Origin of the sequence: Pseudomonas hydrolytica (genome assembly GCF_021495345.1) — a bacterium.
Taxonomy (GTDB): Bacteria; Pseudomonadota; Gammaproteobacteria; order Pseudomonadales; family Pseudomonadaceae; genus Aquipseudomonas; species Aquipseudomonas hydrolytica.
Window position 1 is genome coordinate 380,348 of record NZ_CP099397.1, and the last position, 15,830, is coordinate 396,177.

Annotated in this window: 15 protein-coding genes and 1 other RNA gene; 6 read left to right on the top strand and 10 right to left on the bottom strand. The window is 67.1% G+C overall.

From position 1 onward, the window contains the following. The first annotated feature begins 151 nt into the window (after positions 1-151). Positions 152-310, top strand: coding sequence for a DUF3309 family protein (locus L1F06_RS01855; protein ID WP_004373322.1), 159 nt, complete (start codon positions 152-154; stop codon positions 308-310). Positions 311-497: 187 nt separating this feature from the next. Here L1F06_RS01855 and L1F06_RS01860 read toward each other — a convergent pair whose 3' ends face one another. Further along, the gene (locus L1F06_RS01860; RefSeq protein WP_129481996.1) at positions 498-1,478 is read right to left on the bottom strand and encodes an NADPH:quinone oxidoreductase family protein; all 981 of its coding nucleotides are present in this window, start codon (positions 1,476-1,478) and stop codon (positions 498-500) included. Between the two features lie 149 nt (positions 1,479-1,627). On the opposite strand from L1F06_RS01860, the gene L1F06_RS01865 reads away from it, so the two are divergent. After that, positions 1,628-2,032 carry a flagellar basal body-associated protein FliL gene (locus L1F06_RS01865; protein ID WP_129481995.1) on the top strand — a complete coding sequence of 135 codons (405 nt, stop codon included), beginning with the start codon at positions 1,628-1,630 and terminating at the stop codon, positions 2,030-2,032. 55 nt (positions 2,033-2,087) lie between these two features. On the opposite strand, the gene L1F06_RS01870 is transcribed toward L1F06_RS01865, so the two are convergent. The 9 genes from L1F06_RS01870 to L1F06_RS01910 all read right to left on the bottom strand — a co-directional run bounded on the left by L1F06_RS01870 (position 2,088) and on the right by L1F06_RS01910 (position 11,197). After that, complete coding sequence (locus L1F06_RS01870) at positions 2,088-3,212, bottom strand: ABC transporter permease (protein ID WP_129481994.1); 1,125 nt, start codon at positions 3,210-3,212, stop codon at positions 2,088-2,090. Then, a complete protein-coding gene (rbbA, locus tag L1F06_RS01875; protein ID WP_129481993.1) occupies positions 3,212-5,917 on the bottom strand; it encodes a ribosome-associated ATPase/putative transporter RbbA in 2,706 nt (901 codons plus the stop codon). Before rbbA ends, L1F06_RS01870 begins: the two co-directional genes overlap by 1 nt. Then, the gene (locus L1F06_RS01880) at positions 5,914-6,978 is read right to left on the bottom strand and encodes an HlyD family secretion protein (RefSeq protein ID WP_129481992.1); all 1,065 of its coding nucleotides are present in this window, start codon (positions 6,976-6,978) and stop codon (positions 5,914-5,916) included. The genes rbbA and L1F06_RS01880 overlap by 4 nt, the downstream gene beginning before the upstream one ends. Positions 6,979-7,071: 93 nt before the next feature. Next, positions 7,072-8,910: a sensor domain-containing diguanylate cyclase gene (locus L1F06_RS01885; RefSeq protein WP_129481991.1), complete on the bottom strand. Its 1,839-nt coding sequence runs from the start codon at positions 8,908-8,910 to the stop codon at positions 7,072-7,074. A gap of 51 nt (positions 8,911-8,961) precedes the next feature. Then, positions 8,962-9,411, bottom strand: a complete 450-nt coding sequence (locus L1F06_RS01890) for an EVE domain-containing protein (protein ID WP_129481990.1) — start codon at positions 9,409-9,411, stop codon at positions 8,962-8,964. A 377-nt stretch (positions 9,412-9,788) separates the two neighbouring features. Then, positions 9,789-10,385 (bottom strand): 5-formyltetrahydrofolate cyclo-ligase, encoded by a 597-nt coding sequence (locus tag L1F06_RS01895; RefSeq protein ID WP_004373296.1) that lies wholly within the window; start codon positions 10,383-10,385, stop codon positions 9,789-9,791. Positions 10,386-10,440: 55 nt separating this feature from the next. Further along, a non-coding RNA gene (gene ssrS / locus L1F06_RS01900) (6S RNA) lies at positions 10,441-10,619 on the bottom strand. A 66-nt stretch (positions 10,620-10,685) separates the two neighbouring features. Further along, on the bottom strand, positions 10,686-10,991 hold the full coding sequence (locus L1F06_RS01905; RefSeq protein WP_004373294.1) for a cell division protein ZapA: 306 nt from the start codon (positions 10,989-10,991) through the stop codon (positions 10,686-10,688). After that, on the bottom strand, positions 10,988-11,197 hold the full coding sequence (locus L1F06_RS01910; RefSeq protein WP_004373292.1) for a TIGR02449 family protein: 210 nt from the start codon (positions 11,195-11,197) through the stop codon (positions 10,988-10,990). Before L1F06_RS01910 ends, L1F06_RS01905 begins: the two co-directional genes overlap by 4 nt. Positions 11,198-11,387: 190 nt before the next feature. On the opposite strand from L1F06_RS01910, the gene L1F06_RS01915 reads away from it, so the two are divergent. The 4 genes from L1F06_RS01915 (at position 11,388) to L1F06_RS01930 (ending at position 15,810) form a co-directional block, all read left to right on the top strand. Then, complete coding sequence (locus tag L1F06_RS01915) at positions 11,388-11,942, top strand: YecA/YgfB family protein (protein ID WP_011920601.1); 555 nt, start codon at positions 11,388-11,390, stop codon at positions 11,940-11,942. 18 nt (positions 11,943-11,960) lie between these two features. Next, positions 11,961-13,295 carry a Xaa-Pro aminopeptidase gene (gene pepP, locus L1F06_RS01920; protein ID WP_096827651.1) on the top strand — a complete coding sequence of 445 codons (1,335 nt, stop codon included), beginning with the start codon at positions 11,961-11,963 and terminating at the stop codon, positions 13,293-13,295. A 4-nt stretch (positions 13,296-13,299) separates the two neighbouring features. Beyond that, positions 13,300-14,484: a 2-octaprenyl-6-methoxyphenyl hydroxylase gene (gene ubiH / locus L1F06_RS01925; protein ID WP_004373286.1), complete on the top strand. Its 1,185-nt coding sequence runs from the start codon at positions 13,300-13,302 to the stop codon at positions 14,482-14,484. A gap of 108 nt (positions 14,485-14,592) precedes the next feature. Next, positions 14,593-15,810: a 2-octaprenyl-3-methyl-6-methoxy-1,4-benzoquinol hydroxylase gene (locus tag L1F06_RS01930; RefSeq protein WP_177491066.1), complete on the top strand. Its 1,218-nt coding sequence runs from the start codon at positions 14,593-14,595 to the stop codon at positions 15,808-15,810. Positions 15,811-15,830: the final 20 nt, after the last annotated feature.

Below are 15,830 nucleotides of genomic sequence, written 5' to 3' on the forward strand. Positions count from 1 at the left end.
ACTGATGTAGGGATGGCGAAGCCTCAAGCTTTGCCGGGCGCTGGCTTCGCAGCCGCCTCATGCCCTGCGCACGAACGGCAGCTGGACATGGCTGCCGGCTCCAGGCGCGCCGCCTCAGCGTTGGCCGCCACCGACATGCGAGGAAATTGCCATGGGCTTGGGAACCATCCTGCTGATCATTCTGATCCTGATGCTGATTGGTGCCATCCCGGCATGGCCGCATAGCCGCAGTTGGGGCTACGGGCCTACCGGTGGCCTTGGGCTGGTGCTGGTCATAGTACTGGTGCTACTGCTGCTCGGTTACATATGAGCCAGCGCCTGCGTCGCTGACGCAGGCAGGCACCCTCGGCGGCTCTCGCCGCTGAGGGCCGGCTCGGGCCGGCAGCTGCCCCATTCGCCCCAGTCGCCCGGTTTTCGCAGAGGGTCAGTTGGAGCCGGGGAGTTCGTCCTTTGAAGACTCAGCGTCGCAGGAGCGAGTCATTCCCGCCCCTGAGCACCTAGCGAACCTGCACCACCACCTTGCCCACTGCCTTGCGCTGGCCGAGGGCGTTTATCGCCTCACCGCCGCGTTCCAGCGGGAAGGTCTGCGAGACCAGGGGGCTCAGCTTGCCTTCGGCGTGCCAGGCGAACAGCTGCTGGAAGTTCTCGGCATTGTCCTGCGGCTGGCGCTGGGCGAAGGAGCCCCAGAACACGCCGACCAGGGAGGCACCCTTGAGCAGCGGCAGGTTGGCCGGCAGCGCCGGAATGCCGCCGCCTGCGGCGAAACCCACGACCAGGAAGCGGCCGTTCCAGGCGATGCTGCGGAAGGCTTCCTCGAACAGCGCGCCGCCCACCGGGTCGTAGATCACGTCTACGCCCTGGCCGCCGGTGAGTTTCTTCACCTCATCCTTCAGGCTCTGCTCGCTGTAGTTGATCAGCTCATCGGCGCCTGCCTTGCGCGCCACTTCCAGCTTCTCGGCGCTGCTCGCCGCGGCGATCACCCTGGCGCCCATGGCCTTGCCGATTTCCACCGCCGCCAGGCCGACGCCGCCGGAGGCGCCGAGCACCAGCAGGGTCTCGCCGGGCTTGAGGCCGGCGCGCTGCTTGAGCGCGTGCATCGAGGTGCCGTAGGTCATGCCGAAGGCGGCCGCGGTGGTCAGGTCCATGCTCTTGGGCACTGGCAGCACGTTATAGGCCGGCACCGCCACCTCTTCGGCGAAGCCGCCCCAGCCGGTCAGCGCCATGACCCGATCACCGGGGCGCAGGTGGCTGACCTTCTCGCCCACCGCCTTGACCACGCCGGCCGCCTCACCGCCCGGTGCGAAGGGGAAAGGCGGCTTGAACTGGTACTTGCCCTCGATGATCAGGGTGTCGGGAAAGTTGACCCCGGCGGCGTGAACTTCGATCAGCACTTCGTTCTTTTTCGGCTCGGGGCTGGCGATGTCTTCCAGAACCAGGGTTTCGGCGGGGCCGAAGGCTTTGCACAACAGGGCTTTCATGGGGTCGTTCCTCTTGCGGGATGCCAGGCAGTGTAGGAGCGGGGGGGCCGGGGTCAACGAGCATGCCCGCCTCTGATAGCTCGGCATAAGCCTTGGGTGCCGGCCCGTGGATGGCTATGCTAGGCGCATCCCAGATGGAGTGACCGCCCGTGAGAGTCCTGAGTGCCCTGCTGTTGAGTCTGTCGCTGTGCCTGCCTGCCCTGGCTTCTTCGGAAAAGAAGGAAGAGGTGCCGCAGACGCTCTACTACAACCTGGTGCCCGCGCTGATCGGCAACCTTGCCGATGGCGGCAACCGCCTGAAGTTCTTCAAGGCCGACGTGGCCCTGCGCGTCAACGGCGCCGAGGCCGAGGCGCGGATCAAGCATCACGACCCGCTGATCCGCCACCAGCTGGTGCTGCTGTTCTCGGCGCAGACCAGCGAGAGCATCAACGCCCCCGATGGCCGTGAGAATCTGCGCCTGGAAGCACTCAAGCAGGTGCAGCAGGCGTTGACCGCGGAAGAGGGCAAGCCGGTGGTGGAAGACCTGCTGTTCAACAACCTGATCATCCAGTAGCAGCAGGCCGTAGCCCGGATGAAGTCCCGCGCGGCATTTCCGGGTGGCGTACGGGCTACGCCATCTGCGCCAGGGTCTTGCGAAAGCGGCTAAGCGCGGCGAGGAAGAACAGCGTGCCGATCACGGCGATGGTCAGCAGTTGCGGCCAGACGATGGCCAGCCCGGCACCGCGGTAGAGAATGGCCTGGGCCAGGTCGACGAAGTGGGTGGTCGGCGCCGCCAGCATGATTTGCTGCACCAGCTCCGGCATGCTCTCGCGCGGTGTGGTGCCGCCGGAAAGAATCTGCAGCGGCAGCAGCACCAGGATGATCAGCAGGCCCAACTGCGGCATCGAGCGCGCCACGGTGCCGAAGAAGATGCCCATCGAGGTGGTGGCGAACAGGTGCAGCGCCGCGCCTGCCAGAAACAGCGCCAGCGAACCCTCGATCGGTACCTGCAGCCAGCCCTGTACCACCAGCAGCAGCGACAGCGCGGCGGCCGTCAGCACCACCAGGCCCATGGACCAGACCTTGGCCAGCATGATCTGCAGCGGCGTCACCGGCATCACCAGCAGGTGCTCCACCGTGCCGTGTTCGCGCTCGCGGATCAGCGCCGCGCCGGTGAGGATGATCGACAGCATGGTGATCTGGTTGATCACCTCCATCACCGAGCCGAACCAGGCGCGGGTCAGGTTGGGATTGAACGCCACCCGCACGACCAGCTCGGCCGGCTGTTGCGCCTCGCCGCGGTAGCGACGGACGAACTCGGCCACCTCGCTGGCGCCGATGCTCTGGATATAGCCGGCGCCGGTGAAGGCCATGCTCACCTGGGTGGCATCGACGTTGAGCTGAATCGCCGGGCTGCGGCCGGCCAGCACGTCGCGCTGGAAGTCCGGCGGAATGTTCAGGGTGAAGGTGTAGCGCCCGGAATCCATGCCCTGATCCATCTGGCTCAGGTCGATACGCTCGGGCGTGCGGAAATAGGGCGGCTGGAAGGCCTGGATCAGCCGTTCGGAGAGCTGCGACTGGTCCTCGTCGACTACCGCGATGGCCGCGTTGTGCAGGCTCTCCGGGATGCTGGTGGCGGCCGAGTACACGCCCATGCTGAAGGCCCAGAGAATCAGCAGCACCAGCGCCAGGTCGTGCTGCAGGCTGCGCAGCTCCTTGATGCCGAGGTGGAAGATGTTGCCCAGGCTCTCCATCAGACCTCCTGTTTGCGCAGCAGGCTGGCGCTGAGCAGGGTCAGCAGCGGGATGGTCAGCAGCAAGGCGGCGAAGTAGCCGAGCATGTCCTGCAGCTCCAGCGCCTTGGAGAACAGCCCGCGGCTGATCACCAGAAACTGCGAGGTCGGGTAGAGCTGGCCGACCAAGGCGCCGATCCCTTCCAGCGAGGCCACCGGATAGATCAGCCCGGAGAACTGGATGGCCGGCACCAGGGTGGCGATGGCGGTGCCGAACACGGCGGCGATCTGACTGTTGGTGAAGGTCGACATGAGCAGGCCGAGGCCGGTGGCGCAGGCCAGATAGAGCAGGGCGCCGAGTGCCAGGGTGAAGGGACTGCCCTTGAGCGGCACGTCGAACACCGTGACCGCCAGCAGCACCAGCAGGGCGCAGTTGAACAGGCCCAGGCCGATATAGGGCAACTGCTTGCCGAGCAGGAATTCCAGGCGGGTGACCGGCGTGACGTAGAGGTTGATGATCGAACCCAGCTCCTTCTCGCGCACCACGCCAAGGGCGGTGAGCATCGCCGGAATCAGCATCAGCAGCAGGGGAATCACCGCCGGCACCATGGCCTTGAGGCTCTCCACGTCCGGGTTGTAGCGGTAGCGCACTGCAAGCGTGGCGGCGTTGGCCGCTTGCGGCTGCGGCGAACGCCGCGCCAGCTCGCTCAGGTAGTGCTGATGCAGGCCGGTCACGTAGCCCTTGATGGTTTCGGCGCGGGTCGGCATGGCGCCATCGATCCACATGCCGATCTGCGGGTTGGCGCCACGCTTGAGGTCGCGGCCGAAGTGCGGCGGAATCTCCACCGCCAGGCTGATGTCGCCATTGCGCAGGCGTCGTTCCAGTTCGTCGTAATTGGAGAGCGGCGCCTTCTCCAGGAAGTAGCGCGAGCCGGAGAGGTTGCGGTGGTATTCCTGGCTGGTGGTGGTCTGGTCGCGATCGAGCACGGCGAAGCTCAGATCCTCCACGTCGAGGCTGATGCCGTAGCCGATGATAAACAGCAGCAACACCGTACCGAGCAGGGCCATGCCGCCGCGAATCGGGTCGCGGCGCAGCTCCAGCGCCTCGCGCCGGGCATAGCTGAGCAGGCGGCGCAGGCTGAAGTGCTGACGCTGCGGCTGAGCGGGCTGTTCCAGGGGCGGCGCCTCGCTGACCGGCTGTTCGCCGACCGCCTCCTGCAGGTAGGCGATGAAGGTGGCCTCCAGGCTGTCCAGCCCGCGTTTTTCCATCAGCCCCTGCGGCGTGTCGCTGTCCAGCACGCGGCCGGCGTGCATCAGCGAGATGCGGTCGCAGCGCTGCGCCTCGTTCATGAAGTGGGTGGAGATGAAGATGGTCACGCCGTCCTGGCGCGACAGATCGAGCATCAGTTGCCAGAAGCCGTCGCGGGCCACCGGATCGACGCCCGAGGTGGGCTCGTCGAGGATCAGGATCTCCGGCTTGTGGATCACCGCCACGGCCAGCGACAGGCGCTGGCGAATGCCCAGCGGCAGACGCTCGGGAAGCATGTCCATGACCTCGCCGAGGTTGAAGCGCGCGGCCATCTGCCTTACGCGCGGCTTGATCTCGGCGGTCGGCACGTGGAACAGCTGGGCATGCAGCACCAGGTTCTGCCGCACCGTCAGCTCGCCGTACAGGGAGAACGCCTGCGACATGTAGCCGACGCGCTTGCGCGTAGCCATGTCGCGCGGATCCACCGCCTGGCCGAACAGCAGCGCCTCGCCCTCGCTGGCCGGCAACAGGCCGGTGAGCATCTTCATGGTGGTGCTCTTGCCGCAGCCGTTGGAGCCGAGAAAACCGAAGATCTCGCCGCGGCGGATGCGGAACGACACCGAATCGACCGCGACGAAATCACCGAAGCGCATGGTCAGGCCCTTGGCTTCGATGGCGATCTCGTTGCTGTCTTGCAAGGGCGGAATCACCACCTGCTGATGGCCGCGGCGGCGCTCTTCGGGCAGCAGGGCGATAAAGGCCTGCTCCAGGCTGGCGCTATGGGTGCGGGCGCGCAGTTCGCCTGGGCTGCCTTCGGCCAGCACGCGGCCGGCGTCCATCGCCACCAGATGGTCGAAGCGCTCGGCCTCCTCCATGTAGGCGGTGGCCACCAGCACGCTCATCTGCGGACGCTGCCGGCGAATGCGCGCGATCAGTTCCCAGAACTGGTTGCGCGACAACGGATCGACGCCGGTGGTCGGCTCGTCGAGGATCAGCAGATCCGGGTCATGAATCAGCGCGCAGCACAGCCCGAGCTTCTGCTTCATGCCGCCGGACAGCTTGCCCGCCGGGCGCTCACGAAAGGCCGCCATGCCGGTGCTGCGCAGCAGGTCGTCGATGCGCCGCTCGCGCTCGGCGGCGTCCTGGCCGAACAGACGGCCGAAGAAATCCAGGTTCTCGAACACCGACAGCGTCGGGTAGAGGTTCTTGCCCAGGCCCTGCGGCATATAGGCGATATGCGGGCAGACGTTGCGGCGATGGCGCGCCGTGGCCATATCACCGCCCAGTACCTCGACGCTGCCGTCCTGAATCTTGCGCGCCCCGGCGATCAGCGCCAGCAGGCTGGACTTGCCGACGCCGTCCGGGCCGATCAGGCCGACCATGCGCTGCGCCGGCAGCGCCAGCTCGATGGCGTCGAGGGCGCGGGTCTGGCCGTAGCGCAGGCCGACACCGCTCAGGCGGGCGACCGGCGCGTTCATTGCGGAACCTTGATCGCCAGATGCGCGGGCCACTCGGCGTCAGGATCGAGGCGCAGATAGGCCATGCCGGGCACGCCGGTCTTGACCTGCTGCAGGTGCTTGCTCAACAGCTCGGGATCGATGCGTGCCTTGACCCGGAACATCAGTTTCTCGCGCTCGTTGGCGGTCTCCACGGTCTTCGGCGTGAACTGGGCGACGCTGGCGACATAGCTGACCCTGGCCGGGATCACGTACTGCGGCGCGGCGTCGATCACCAGGCGCACCTCGCTGCCCAAGGCAACGCGGCCGGCCTGGCGCTCGGGCAGGAAGAAGGTCATGTAGACGTCGGTGAGATCCACCAGATTGAGCAGCTTGCCGCCGGCGCCGAGCACCTCGCCCGGCTGGGTCACGCGGTACTGCACGCGGCCGGTGCGTGGCGCCCTGAGCAGGCCGTCGTCGATGTCCACCTGCAGCCGTTCGACGCTGGCGCGGGCCGCCTCGGTGGCCGATTGCGCCTCGATGGCCTGCGACTGGGCAGCAGCGATGCCGGCCTCGGCCGAGCTGACCTGGGCGCGTGCGGCTGTCAGTGCGGCCTCGGCGCTCTGCAGGCGGGCCAGGTCGTCGTCCAGCTGCTGCTGGGCCATGGCGTTGCGCTGCACCAGGGTGGCGCTGCGCGCGTGACGTTTGCGCGCGGCCTCCAGCTCCGCCTGGCGCTGGCGCACCATGGCCTCGGCGCTGAGCTTCTCGCTCTCGCGCAGGCGGATCTGGCTGGCCGCGGTGTTCTGGCCGTTCTCGGCCTGGCGCAGCTGGGCGCGGGCCTGGGCCAGCTGGGCTTCGAGCGCCTGGGTGTCCATGCGCGCGAGAACCTGGCCTGGCTCGACGAAATCGCCCTCATCGACCTCGATGCTGGCGATGCGCCCGGCCAGCTTGGTCGCCACATCCACTTCGGTGGCTTCGATGCGCCCGTTACCGCTGGCGAACCCTTCGCCCAGGCCGTCGGGGCGTAGCTGCCACCAGGCGAGCGCGGCCAGCACGGCGAGCCCGGTGGCAAGCAAATAGGGTAGGTGAGGTGGCTTTTTCATGATCGCTGCTTCCCTTCGGCCAACCCCTGGCTGGGGCATTCATTGGCAGGCTTCCATTGTCGTCCGGCCGCGGCGGGCCGGGCTTGATGCAGGTCAAGCGGCAGGCGGCTGCCACAGGTAGGTGCAGTTTCGGCCGCGATGCTTGGCGCTGTAAAGCGCCTGGTCGCTGCGGGAAACCAGCTCGCCGGGCTGTTCGTCGCTGACCGGGTCGAGCACTGTCAGGCCGATGCTCAGGCTCAGGCGCCCCAGCGGGCTGGCAGGGTGGGCGATGGCCAGACTGGCGATGGCCTCGTGGATGCGTGCGGCCACATGCTCACCGCCATCCAAACCGGTGTTGGCCAGGATGATGGCGAACTCCTCGCCGCCATAGCGACAGGCCGCGTCGCCTTCGCGCTGCAGACTTTCGCGTAGCACGCTGCTGACCTTGCGCAGGGCGTCGTCGCCGGCCAGGTGGCCAAGGGCATCGTTGTAGGCCTTGAAGTGGTCGATATCCAGCATCAGCAGGGCCAGTGGCGCGCCGCTGCGCCGCAGGCGGCGCAGTTCGGCCGGCAACTGCTGGTCGAAATAGCGCCGGTTGTACAGGCCGGTCAGGCCGTCGAGCTGCGACAGGCGCTGCAGCTGGGCCTCCAGTTGCAGGCGCTCGCTGTTGTCGCGCGACACCGCGATGAGGAACTCGCGGCCGTGCAGCTGCACCAGCTGGGTGTTGATCTCGGCCGGCTGGCGGCTGCCGTCGCGGCGGATCAGTTCGCGCTGGAAGATCCGCGAGAGGTTGTCGCGTTGCGCCTGGCGTGCCTGCTCCAGCCAGCGGTGAAAGCCGGGCAGCAGCTTTTCCGGATCGTTGCGCAGCAGCTGGGCGAACTGCTCGGGGCGGTAGCCCAGGCTGGCGTAGGTGGCCTGGTTCATGTGCAGCAGCTCGCGGTTGGTGGTGTCGAAGATGAACAGGCCGTCGTGGCTGGAATCGGTCAGGTCGAGCACCAGTTGCAGGCGTTCGCGGCTCTCGTGCAGGCGTTGTTCGGTCTCCTGGCGGCGTGTTTCCTCGATCTTGTAGCGCCGGTTCGCAGCCTGCAGGGCCTGGGCTCGCCGGCTGTTCTCCAGGGCCAGGGCCAATGCTGCGACCAGCAGCAGGCTGATGGCCAGGCTGGCACCGAGCACCACGCCGGGCAGCGGGCTGTGCAGCTGCTCGAGCAGCTCCTGGGTGGGGCTCAGGCGCAGACTGAAAGCCTGGTTGTTGAGCAGGCTCAGCGGCAGCTGCAGGCTGCGCTGCGGCGCCTGTTCCACAGCGCCGTGGCGGAACAGGCGCTGGCCGTCCTCCAGCAGCTCCACATTGAAGGATCCGGGATCGAGCTGGGCCAACAGCTCCTGCATCAGCGGTTCGACGCGAAACACGCCCTGGAGGAAACCGTCGAATACCCGCACGCCATCCTGTTCGCGGTACAGCGGGGTGTAGAGCACGAAGCCACGGCCGCCCTGGACCAGCTGGAAGCTGTTGGAAAAGCGCTGCTCACCGGTGGCCCGCGCCTCCATGGCCAGCGCATAGTTGGGGTGGTCGGGGGTGAGCCGGAAGCTCAGCGCCGCCTCGTTGCCGGCCAGCGGCAGCAGCCAGCGCATGCGCAGATCCTCGCCCAGCCACTGGATCGACTGGTAGGCGGGAAAGCCGGCCAGGGTGCGCTGCGCCTCTTCTTCCCAGCTGTCGCGCGGCAGCCGACCGAGTCGGTTCCATAGCCGGGCGATGCGCTCCAGGCCATCCACTTCCAGGTACAGGGTGCTTTCCAGCTGCCGGGCCAGCGTACGGGCCTGGTAGCCGAGACGTTCGTCCAGGCGCTGTTGCTGCACGCCTTCGATCTGGCGCCAGAGCAGTACACTGGCGCCGCTCAGCACCAGCAGGAGAAAGGCCAGCGCCAGGCGCGCCGGCCAGGCGGAAGAGGCCGGCATGGGCGGCTCCGTGGGCGATCACTTGACTGATAGCATAGTGCCTTCAGTGTTTCAGCGCATGGCGAGAATCGTTGCCCATTCAGCTTCGCTCACCGGCATCACCGACAGTCGGCTGCCACGCTGTACCAGCGCCAGGTCGACCAGCAGGGGGTTGTTCTTCAGCTGCTGCAGCGGCAGCACCTCGGCGAAGGCTTCGACGAACTCCACGTCCAGCGCGCTCCAGGGATTCTTCTCGGCGCTGGCCTTGGGGTCGTGGTAGTGGCTGTGCGGGTCAAGGGCGGTCGGGTCCGGGTACGTCTCGCCGGCAATCCGGCCGATGCCGGCGATCCCGGGCTGGGGGCAACTGGAGTGGTAGAAGAAGAACTGGTCGCCGGGGCGCATGGCGCGCAGGAAGTTGCGCGCCTGGTAATTGCGCACGCCATCCCAGCGCGCCTTGCCCAGTCGCTGCAGGTCATGGATGGATAATTCGTCGGGTTCGGACTTCATCAGCCAATAAGGCATGAACTTTGCTCCAGCAGCTGCGCCCGTTGGTGAACGCTTGTTTGAGTACCGTCTCCGACGGTCGGTGAGCGTCGGAAATTGCACAGTGTCTTGCACTAACGGAAAATGCCCGGCTTAACGCTTGGCGAGGTCGTATTACACAACAATAACGCGCGATCCACGCGCGCAGTTGCCTTGAAGGGGGAGGCAATAGATGAAACGCAAGCCAGATCTTTTATGGGTTCTCGTCATACTTTTCAGCCTGGGCGTGGTTACCACGGGTTACACCCAGAGCCTCTGGGAGCGTCAGAGCGACGCTTCCGTCAATGTAACGCAGCAGCCCTGATTCGCGGACTGCCAGCGTAAGCGCCGCAGGGAACGCGGTGCACATCTATCTTCTAGTACCACGCCTTGTCCGTCACCGTTGCCTGCAAGGGCACGTCCCAACTGGCCAGCGCCAGTTCATCCACCCGCTGACACTCGTGCGCCAGACCCAATAACGTCGGCATGTGCCAATTTTTGCGCCTGTGCAGGTAGGCCAGGCTGCGGTCATAGAAGCCGCCTCCCATGCCCAGGCGTCCGCCACGGTCATCGAAACCCACCAGCGGCAGCAGCACCAGGTCTAGGGCCCAGACCTTGCGTTGCCGTTTGGGCTGCGGGCGTGGCTCGAGGATGCGAAAGCGATTGCGCGCCAGTTTCTCGTGCCTGGTGAAGCGCTGAAACACCATCTTGGTGCTCGGCCAGGCGCTGAGTACCGGCAGATAGGTGTGCTTGCCGCGCTTCTGCGCGGCGGCCAGCAACGGGCGCGGATCGATCTCGCCGTCGTTGGGCAGATACAGCGCGATATGCCTGGCGCGGCGAAACGCCGGGCTTTGCGCCAGCTGACGATACAGGTTGCGGGCGGCCAGGCGCTGCTGGCTGGCGCTGAGCGCACGACGGCGCTGGCGCAGCAGGCGGCGCAGTTGCGGACGGCTGAGTGCGCTTGAGGTTGTCATGAGTGGGAGCTGGAGCGAGGCGGGTGGCAGCGCTGCGGGCTGCCAGGGGAAAGGGTGACTTCCCAGCGTGCCGCTGTCGGTTTAGCCCTTGAACCCGAAAGTTCAAGGTGGAGGATGCAGGAGGCGTTAAGGCTTTCCGTCAGGCGGACATGCACACCGGCCCCAACATGCAACCCCCGTGGTTGTGCGTATCGGCTCAGGGACATCCCCGACTGGCGCACACCCCAGGAAGTGGCGCCCAGTATACCCGAACCCCGGCCTTGCGGGGTGGCCTGCGACGAAGTGGCAGGCATCGCGGTATCAGGAGGCCTGATCGTCGGCCAGGGCCTGGTCGACGCGGTCGAGCAGGTCGCGTACCTGCTGGCGGGTGGAGCTGGCGTCCTGGTCCAGGCGCTGCTGCTTGTGCAGCAGGTCATGGGTGATGTTCAGCGCGGCCATCACGGCCACGCGATCGGCGCCGATCACCTTGCCGCTGGTGCGGATCTCGCGCATCTTGCCGTCCAGGTAGCGGGCGGCGCTCTCCAGATTGGCGCGTTCGTCCTGCGGGCAGGCGATGCAATATTCTTTGTCCAGGATGTGGACGGTCACGGTGTTCGACTGGGTCATGTGTCCTGCTCCAGGGCTTTGAGGCGCGAAATCATCGATTCGACCTTGTGCCGGGCCAATTCGTTCTTTTCGATCAGATGGGCGCGTTCCTCGCGCCAGGCCTGTTCATTCGCCAGCAGGAGTCGGTTGTGAGCCTTGAGCTGCTCGACACGCTGGATCAGCAGTTCCAGCTTGGCGGTCAATACGTGCAGATCGGCGTCTTCCATGGGCTCTCGCTACGGGAGGGAATGGCTGGACTATATAGGCGTGTCCCGGCGGCGGGTCAAACCCTGTGACAGTGGCGTGACGCGTACGACGGTAGCGCCCCGGCGGCCTCGGATGGTCTTGCCGCGCCTGCCGGTGCTAGGATACGAGGCCTCCATTCTAGAGATTGCGCTGTCTGGCGCCTAGCTATCTATGTCGACTTCCAGCTCCCCCTACGCCGCCTTCGCCGCTCTGCTGAGCAGCGCCGGGCATTCCGTTTCCCCCGCCGAACTGCATGGTCTGCTGCTTGGCCGTAGCTGCGCCGGTGCCGGCTTCGATGCCGATGCCTGGCTGCTCGATGCTGCCGATCTGCTCGGTGGCGAGCCGCAGGACAGCGTGCGCCAGGCGCTGATCGGCCTGCAGGAGATGGTCAAGGGCGAGCTGTGCAGCGAGGACATGGCGGTGGTGCTGCTGTTGCCGGACGATGAAACGCCGCTGGCGCAGCGCGCCGTTGCGCTGGGCCAGTGGTGCCAGGGTTTTCTCGGCGGCTTCGGCCTGACCGCCCGCGACGGCGCCTTGAGCGCCGAGGCCATGGAAGTGTTGCAGGATCTATCCGCCATCGCCCAGGTGCAGAGCGCCCTGGAGGAATCCGAGGATGGCGAGAACGACTACATGGAGGTGATGGAATACCTGCGCGTGGCACCGCTGCTGCTGTTCACCGAATGCGCCAAGCCCGCGGCGCCTGCCGCCAAACCTTCCCTGCACTGATTTGCCCCGGAGCCCGTCTTGATCAGCATCCCCAAGTCCGAATACGCCCGTCGGCGCAAGGCGCTGATGGCGCAGATGGAGCCCAACAGCATCGCCATCCTGCCGGCCGCGCCGGTGTACATCCGCAACCGCGACGTCGAGCACGTCTATCGTCAGGACAGCGATTTTCAGTACCTCACCGGCTTCCCCGAGCCGGAAGCGGTGATGGCGCTGATTCCGGGGCGCGAGCATGGCGAGTACGTGCTGTTCTGCCGCGAGCGTGACCCCGAGCGCGAGCTGTGGGACGGCCTGCGCGCCGGGCAGGATGGGGCGATCGCCACCTACGGCGCCGACGATGCCTTCCCCATCGGCGATATCGACGACATCCTCCCCGGGCTGATCGAAGGCCGCGAGCGCGTCTACTACGCCATCGGCTGCAACCAGGAGTTCGACCACCGGCTGATGGAGTGGATCAACCATATCCGTGCCAAGGCCCGTCAGGGCGCCTCGCCGCCCAACGAGTTCGTCGCCCTCGACCATCTGCTGCACGACATGCGCCTGTACAAGAGCGCGGCGGAAGTGAAGGTGATGCGCGAGGCTGCCGAGATCAGCGCGCGTGCCCACGTGCGCGCCATGCAGGCCAGCCGCGCCGGGCTGTCCGAATACCATCTGGAAGCCGAACTGGATTACGAATTCCGCAAGGGCGGGGCGAAGATGCCGGCCTACGGCAGCATCGTCGCCGCCGGCAGGAATGCCTGCATCCTGCATTACCGCGAGAACGATGCGCCGCTCAAGGACGGCGACCTGGTGCTGATCGACGCCGGCTGCGAGATCGACTGCTACGCCAGTGACATCACCCGCACCTTCCCGGTCAACGGCAAGTTCTCCGCCGAGCAGAAGGCCATCTACGAGCTGGTCCTGGCCGCGCAGGAAGCCGCGTTCAAGGAGATCGCCCCGGGCAAGCACTGGAACGAGGCGCACGAGGCCACCGTGCGGGTGATCACCAAGGGCCTGGTGGAGCTCGGCCTGCTCAGCGGCGAGGTGGACGAACTGATCGCCAGCGAGGCCTACAAGGCCTTCTACATGCACCGCGCCGGCCACTGGCTGGGCATGGACGTACACGATGTCGGCGACTACAAGGTCGGTGGCGAGTGGCGCGTGCTCGAGCCAGGCATGGCCATGACCGTGGAGCCGGGCATCTACATCGCCGCCGACAACGACAAGGTCGCCAAGAAGTGGCGCGGCATCGGCGTGCGCATCGAGGACGACGTGGTGGTGACCAGGACCGGTTGCGAGATTCTCACCGGTGGCGTGCCCAAGACCGTGGCCGAGATCGAGGCGCTGATGGCCGCTGCGCGCGCTCAGGCCGCCTGACCCTATGAGTCGCGTGCAACTGGCGATCATCGGCGGCGGCCTGGTTGGCGCCAGCCTGGCCCTGGCCCTGCAGGAAACGGCGCGCCAGCGTGGCTGGCGCATCGCCCTGATCGAGCCCTTCGCTCCGGGTAGCGACTACCAGCCCAGTTACGACGCGCGCTCCACGGCGCTGTCCTACGGCAGCCGGCTGATCTACGAGCGCCTTGGCGTATGGCAGGCCATCGCTCAGCGCGCCGAGGCGATCCAGCAGATTCACGTGTCCGACCGCGGTCGTTTCGGCGCCACCCGGCTGCTGGCCATGGAGGAGGGCGTGCCCGCGCTCGGCTACGTGGTGGAGAACGCCTGGATCGGCCATTGCCTGTGGCAGGCGCTGGACGCCGAGGTGGTGCAGTGGCACTGCCCGGCCGAGGTGGCCAGCCTGCAGCGTCTGGACGACGGCTATCGCCTGAACCTCAGCGACGAGCGCCAGCTCGACTGCGACCTGGCCGTGCTGGCCGATGGCGGCCGTTCCGGCTTGCGCGAGCAGCTGGGCATCGGCGTCAGCCACCGGCCTTACGGGCAGAGCGCAGTGATCGCCAACGTCACGCCGCTGGAAGCGCATCGTGGGCAGGCCTTCGAGCGCTTCACCGATGAGGGGCCGATGGCCCTGCTGCCACTGGAAGGCAACCGCTGTGCACTGGTCTGGACCCGCGCCAGCGCCGACGCCGAGCGTCTGCTCAAGCTGGGCGATGCGGCCTTCCTCGCCGAGCTGCAGCAGGCCTTCGGTTACCGCCTCGGCGCCCTGCAGCAGGTCGGTGTGCGGCATCTTTATCCGCTGGCGCTGAGCGAAGCCAGCGAGCAGGTGCGGCCGCATTTGGTGGTACTGGGCAACGCCGCACACAGCCTGCACCCCATCGCCGGGCAGGGCTACAACCTGTCGCTGCGCGACACCCTGGCACTGGCCGAGGTGCTGCAGGACGGCAGCGCGCCGCTCGGCGATTTCGCCACGCTGCAGCGCTACCTGCAGCGCCAGCAGCTGGACCAGCAACTGACCGTGGGTTTCTCCGACCGGGTCACCCGGCTGTTCAGCAATGCCCAGCCGCTGCTGACCGCCGGACGCAACCTGGGCCTGCTCGGCCTGGACCTGCTGCCGCCGGCCAAGCGCTGGTTCGCCCGCCAGGCCATGGGCATGGGGACGCGTAGTCTGTGAGGCGCTGCATGACCTGCCGTGCGCCGGTCTTGCCGGGCCGAAAAGGCAGGCGCACCGTGGTTTCGAGAATGGTGCGCACGGCGCACCCTATGGATTGAGAAAATGGATATGCGCGCGGATCTGATCATCGTCGGTGCCGGTATGGTCGGCAGCACCCTGGCCCTGGCGCTGGAACACAGCGGCCTGGATATCCTGATCGTCGACGGCAGCCCGCTCAGCGTATCGCCGTTCGCTGCGCAGGCGCCGTTCGAGCCACGCGTCAGCGCCCTGTCCATGGCCAGCCAGCGCATTCTCGAGCGCCTCGGCGTCTGGCCGGGCATCAGCGCACGGCGCGCCTGTCCCTACGGCGAGATGCGCGTGTGGGATGGCTCGGGCACCGGCAGCATTCATTTCGCCGCGGCCAGCGTGCATGCCGAGACGCTGGGTCATATCGTCGAGAACCGAGTGGTGCAGGACGCCCTGCTCGAACGCCTGCACGACAGCCAGATCGGCCTGCTGCCGGGGGCACGCCTGGAGCAGCTGCGCCGCTCCGGCGATGACTGGCTGCTGACTCTCGAAGGTGGCCGTCAGCTGCGCGCGCCGCTGCTGGTGGCGGCCGATGGCGGCAACTCGGCGGTACGGCGTCTGGCCGGCTGCGCCACGCGCGAGTGGGATTACCTGCACCACGCCATCGTCACCAGCGTGCGCTGCGAGCGCCCGCACCAGGCCACCGCCTGGCAGCGTTTCACCGACGATGGCCCGCTGGCCTTCCTGCCGCTGGCGGGGTCGGCTGGGGAACACTGGTGCTCGATCGTCTGGTCCACCGTGCCGGTCGAGGCCGAGCGGCTGATGGCGCTTGGTGACGAGGCCTTCTGCGCTGAGCTGGGCAGGGCCTTCGAGAACCGCCTCGGGAAGGTGCTGCACGCCGACCGCCGCCTGTGCATTCCGCTGCGCCAGCGTCATGCCAAGCGCTACGTCGAGCCGGGGCTGGCGTTGATCGGCGACGCCGCGCACACCATCCACCCGCTGGCGGGGCAGGGGGTCAACCTCGGTTTCCTCGATGCCGCGGTGCTCGCCGAGGTGCTGCTGCATGCCGCGGCGCGCGGCGAGAATCTCGCCGAGGAACGTGTGCTGAGCCGCTTCGAACGTCGGCGCATGCCGCACAACCTGGCGATGATGGCGGCGATGGAGGGCTTCCAGCGCCTGTTCCAGGCCGACCCGCTGCCCCTGCGCCTGCTGCGCAACGTCGGTCTCGATCTGGTCGACGGCCAGGCCGAGGCCAAGGCGCTGTTCGTGCGTCAGGCGCTGGGGCTGTCGGGCGACCTGCCGGAGCTGGCGAAGGCCTGACCACCACTTTACCTGTCACG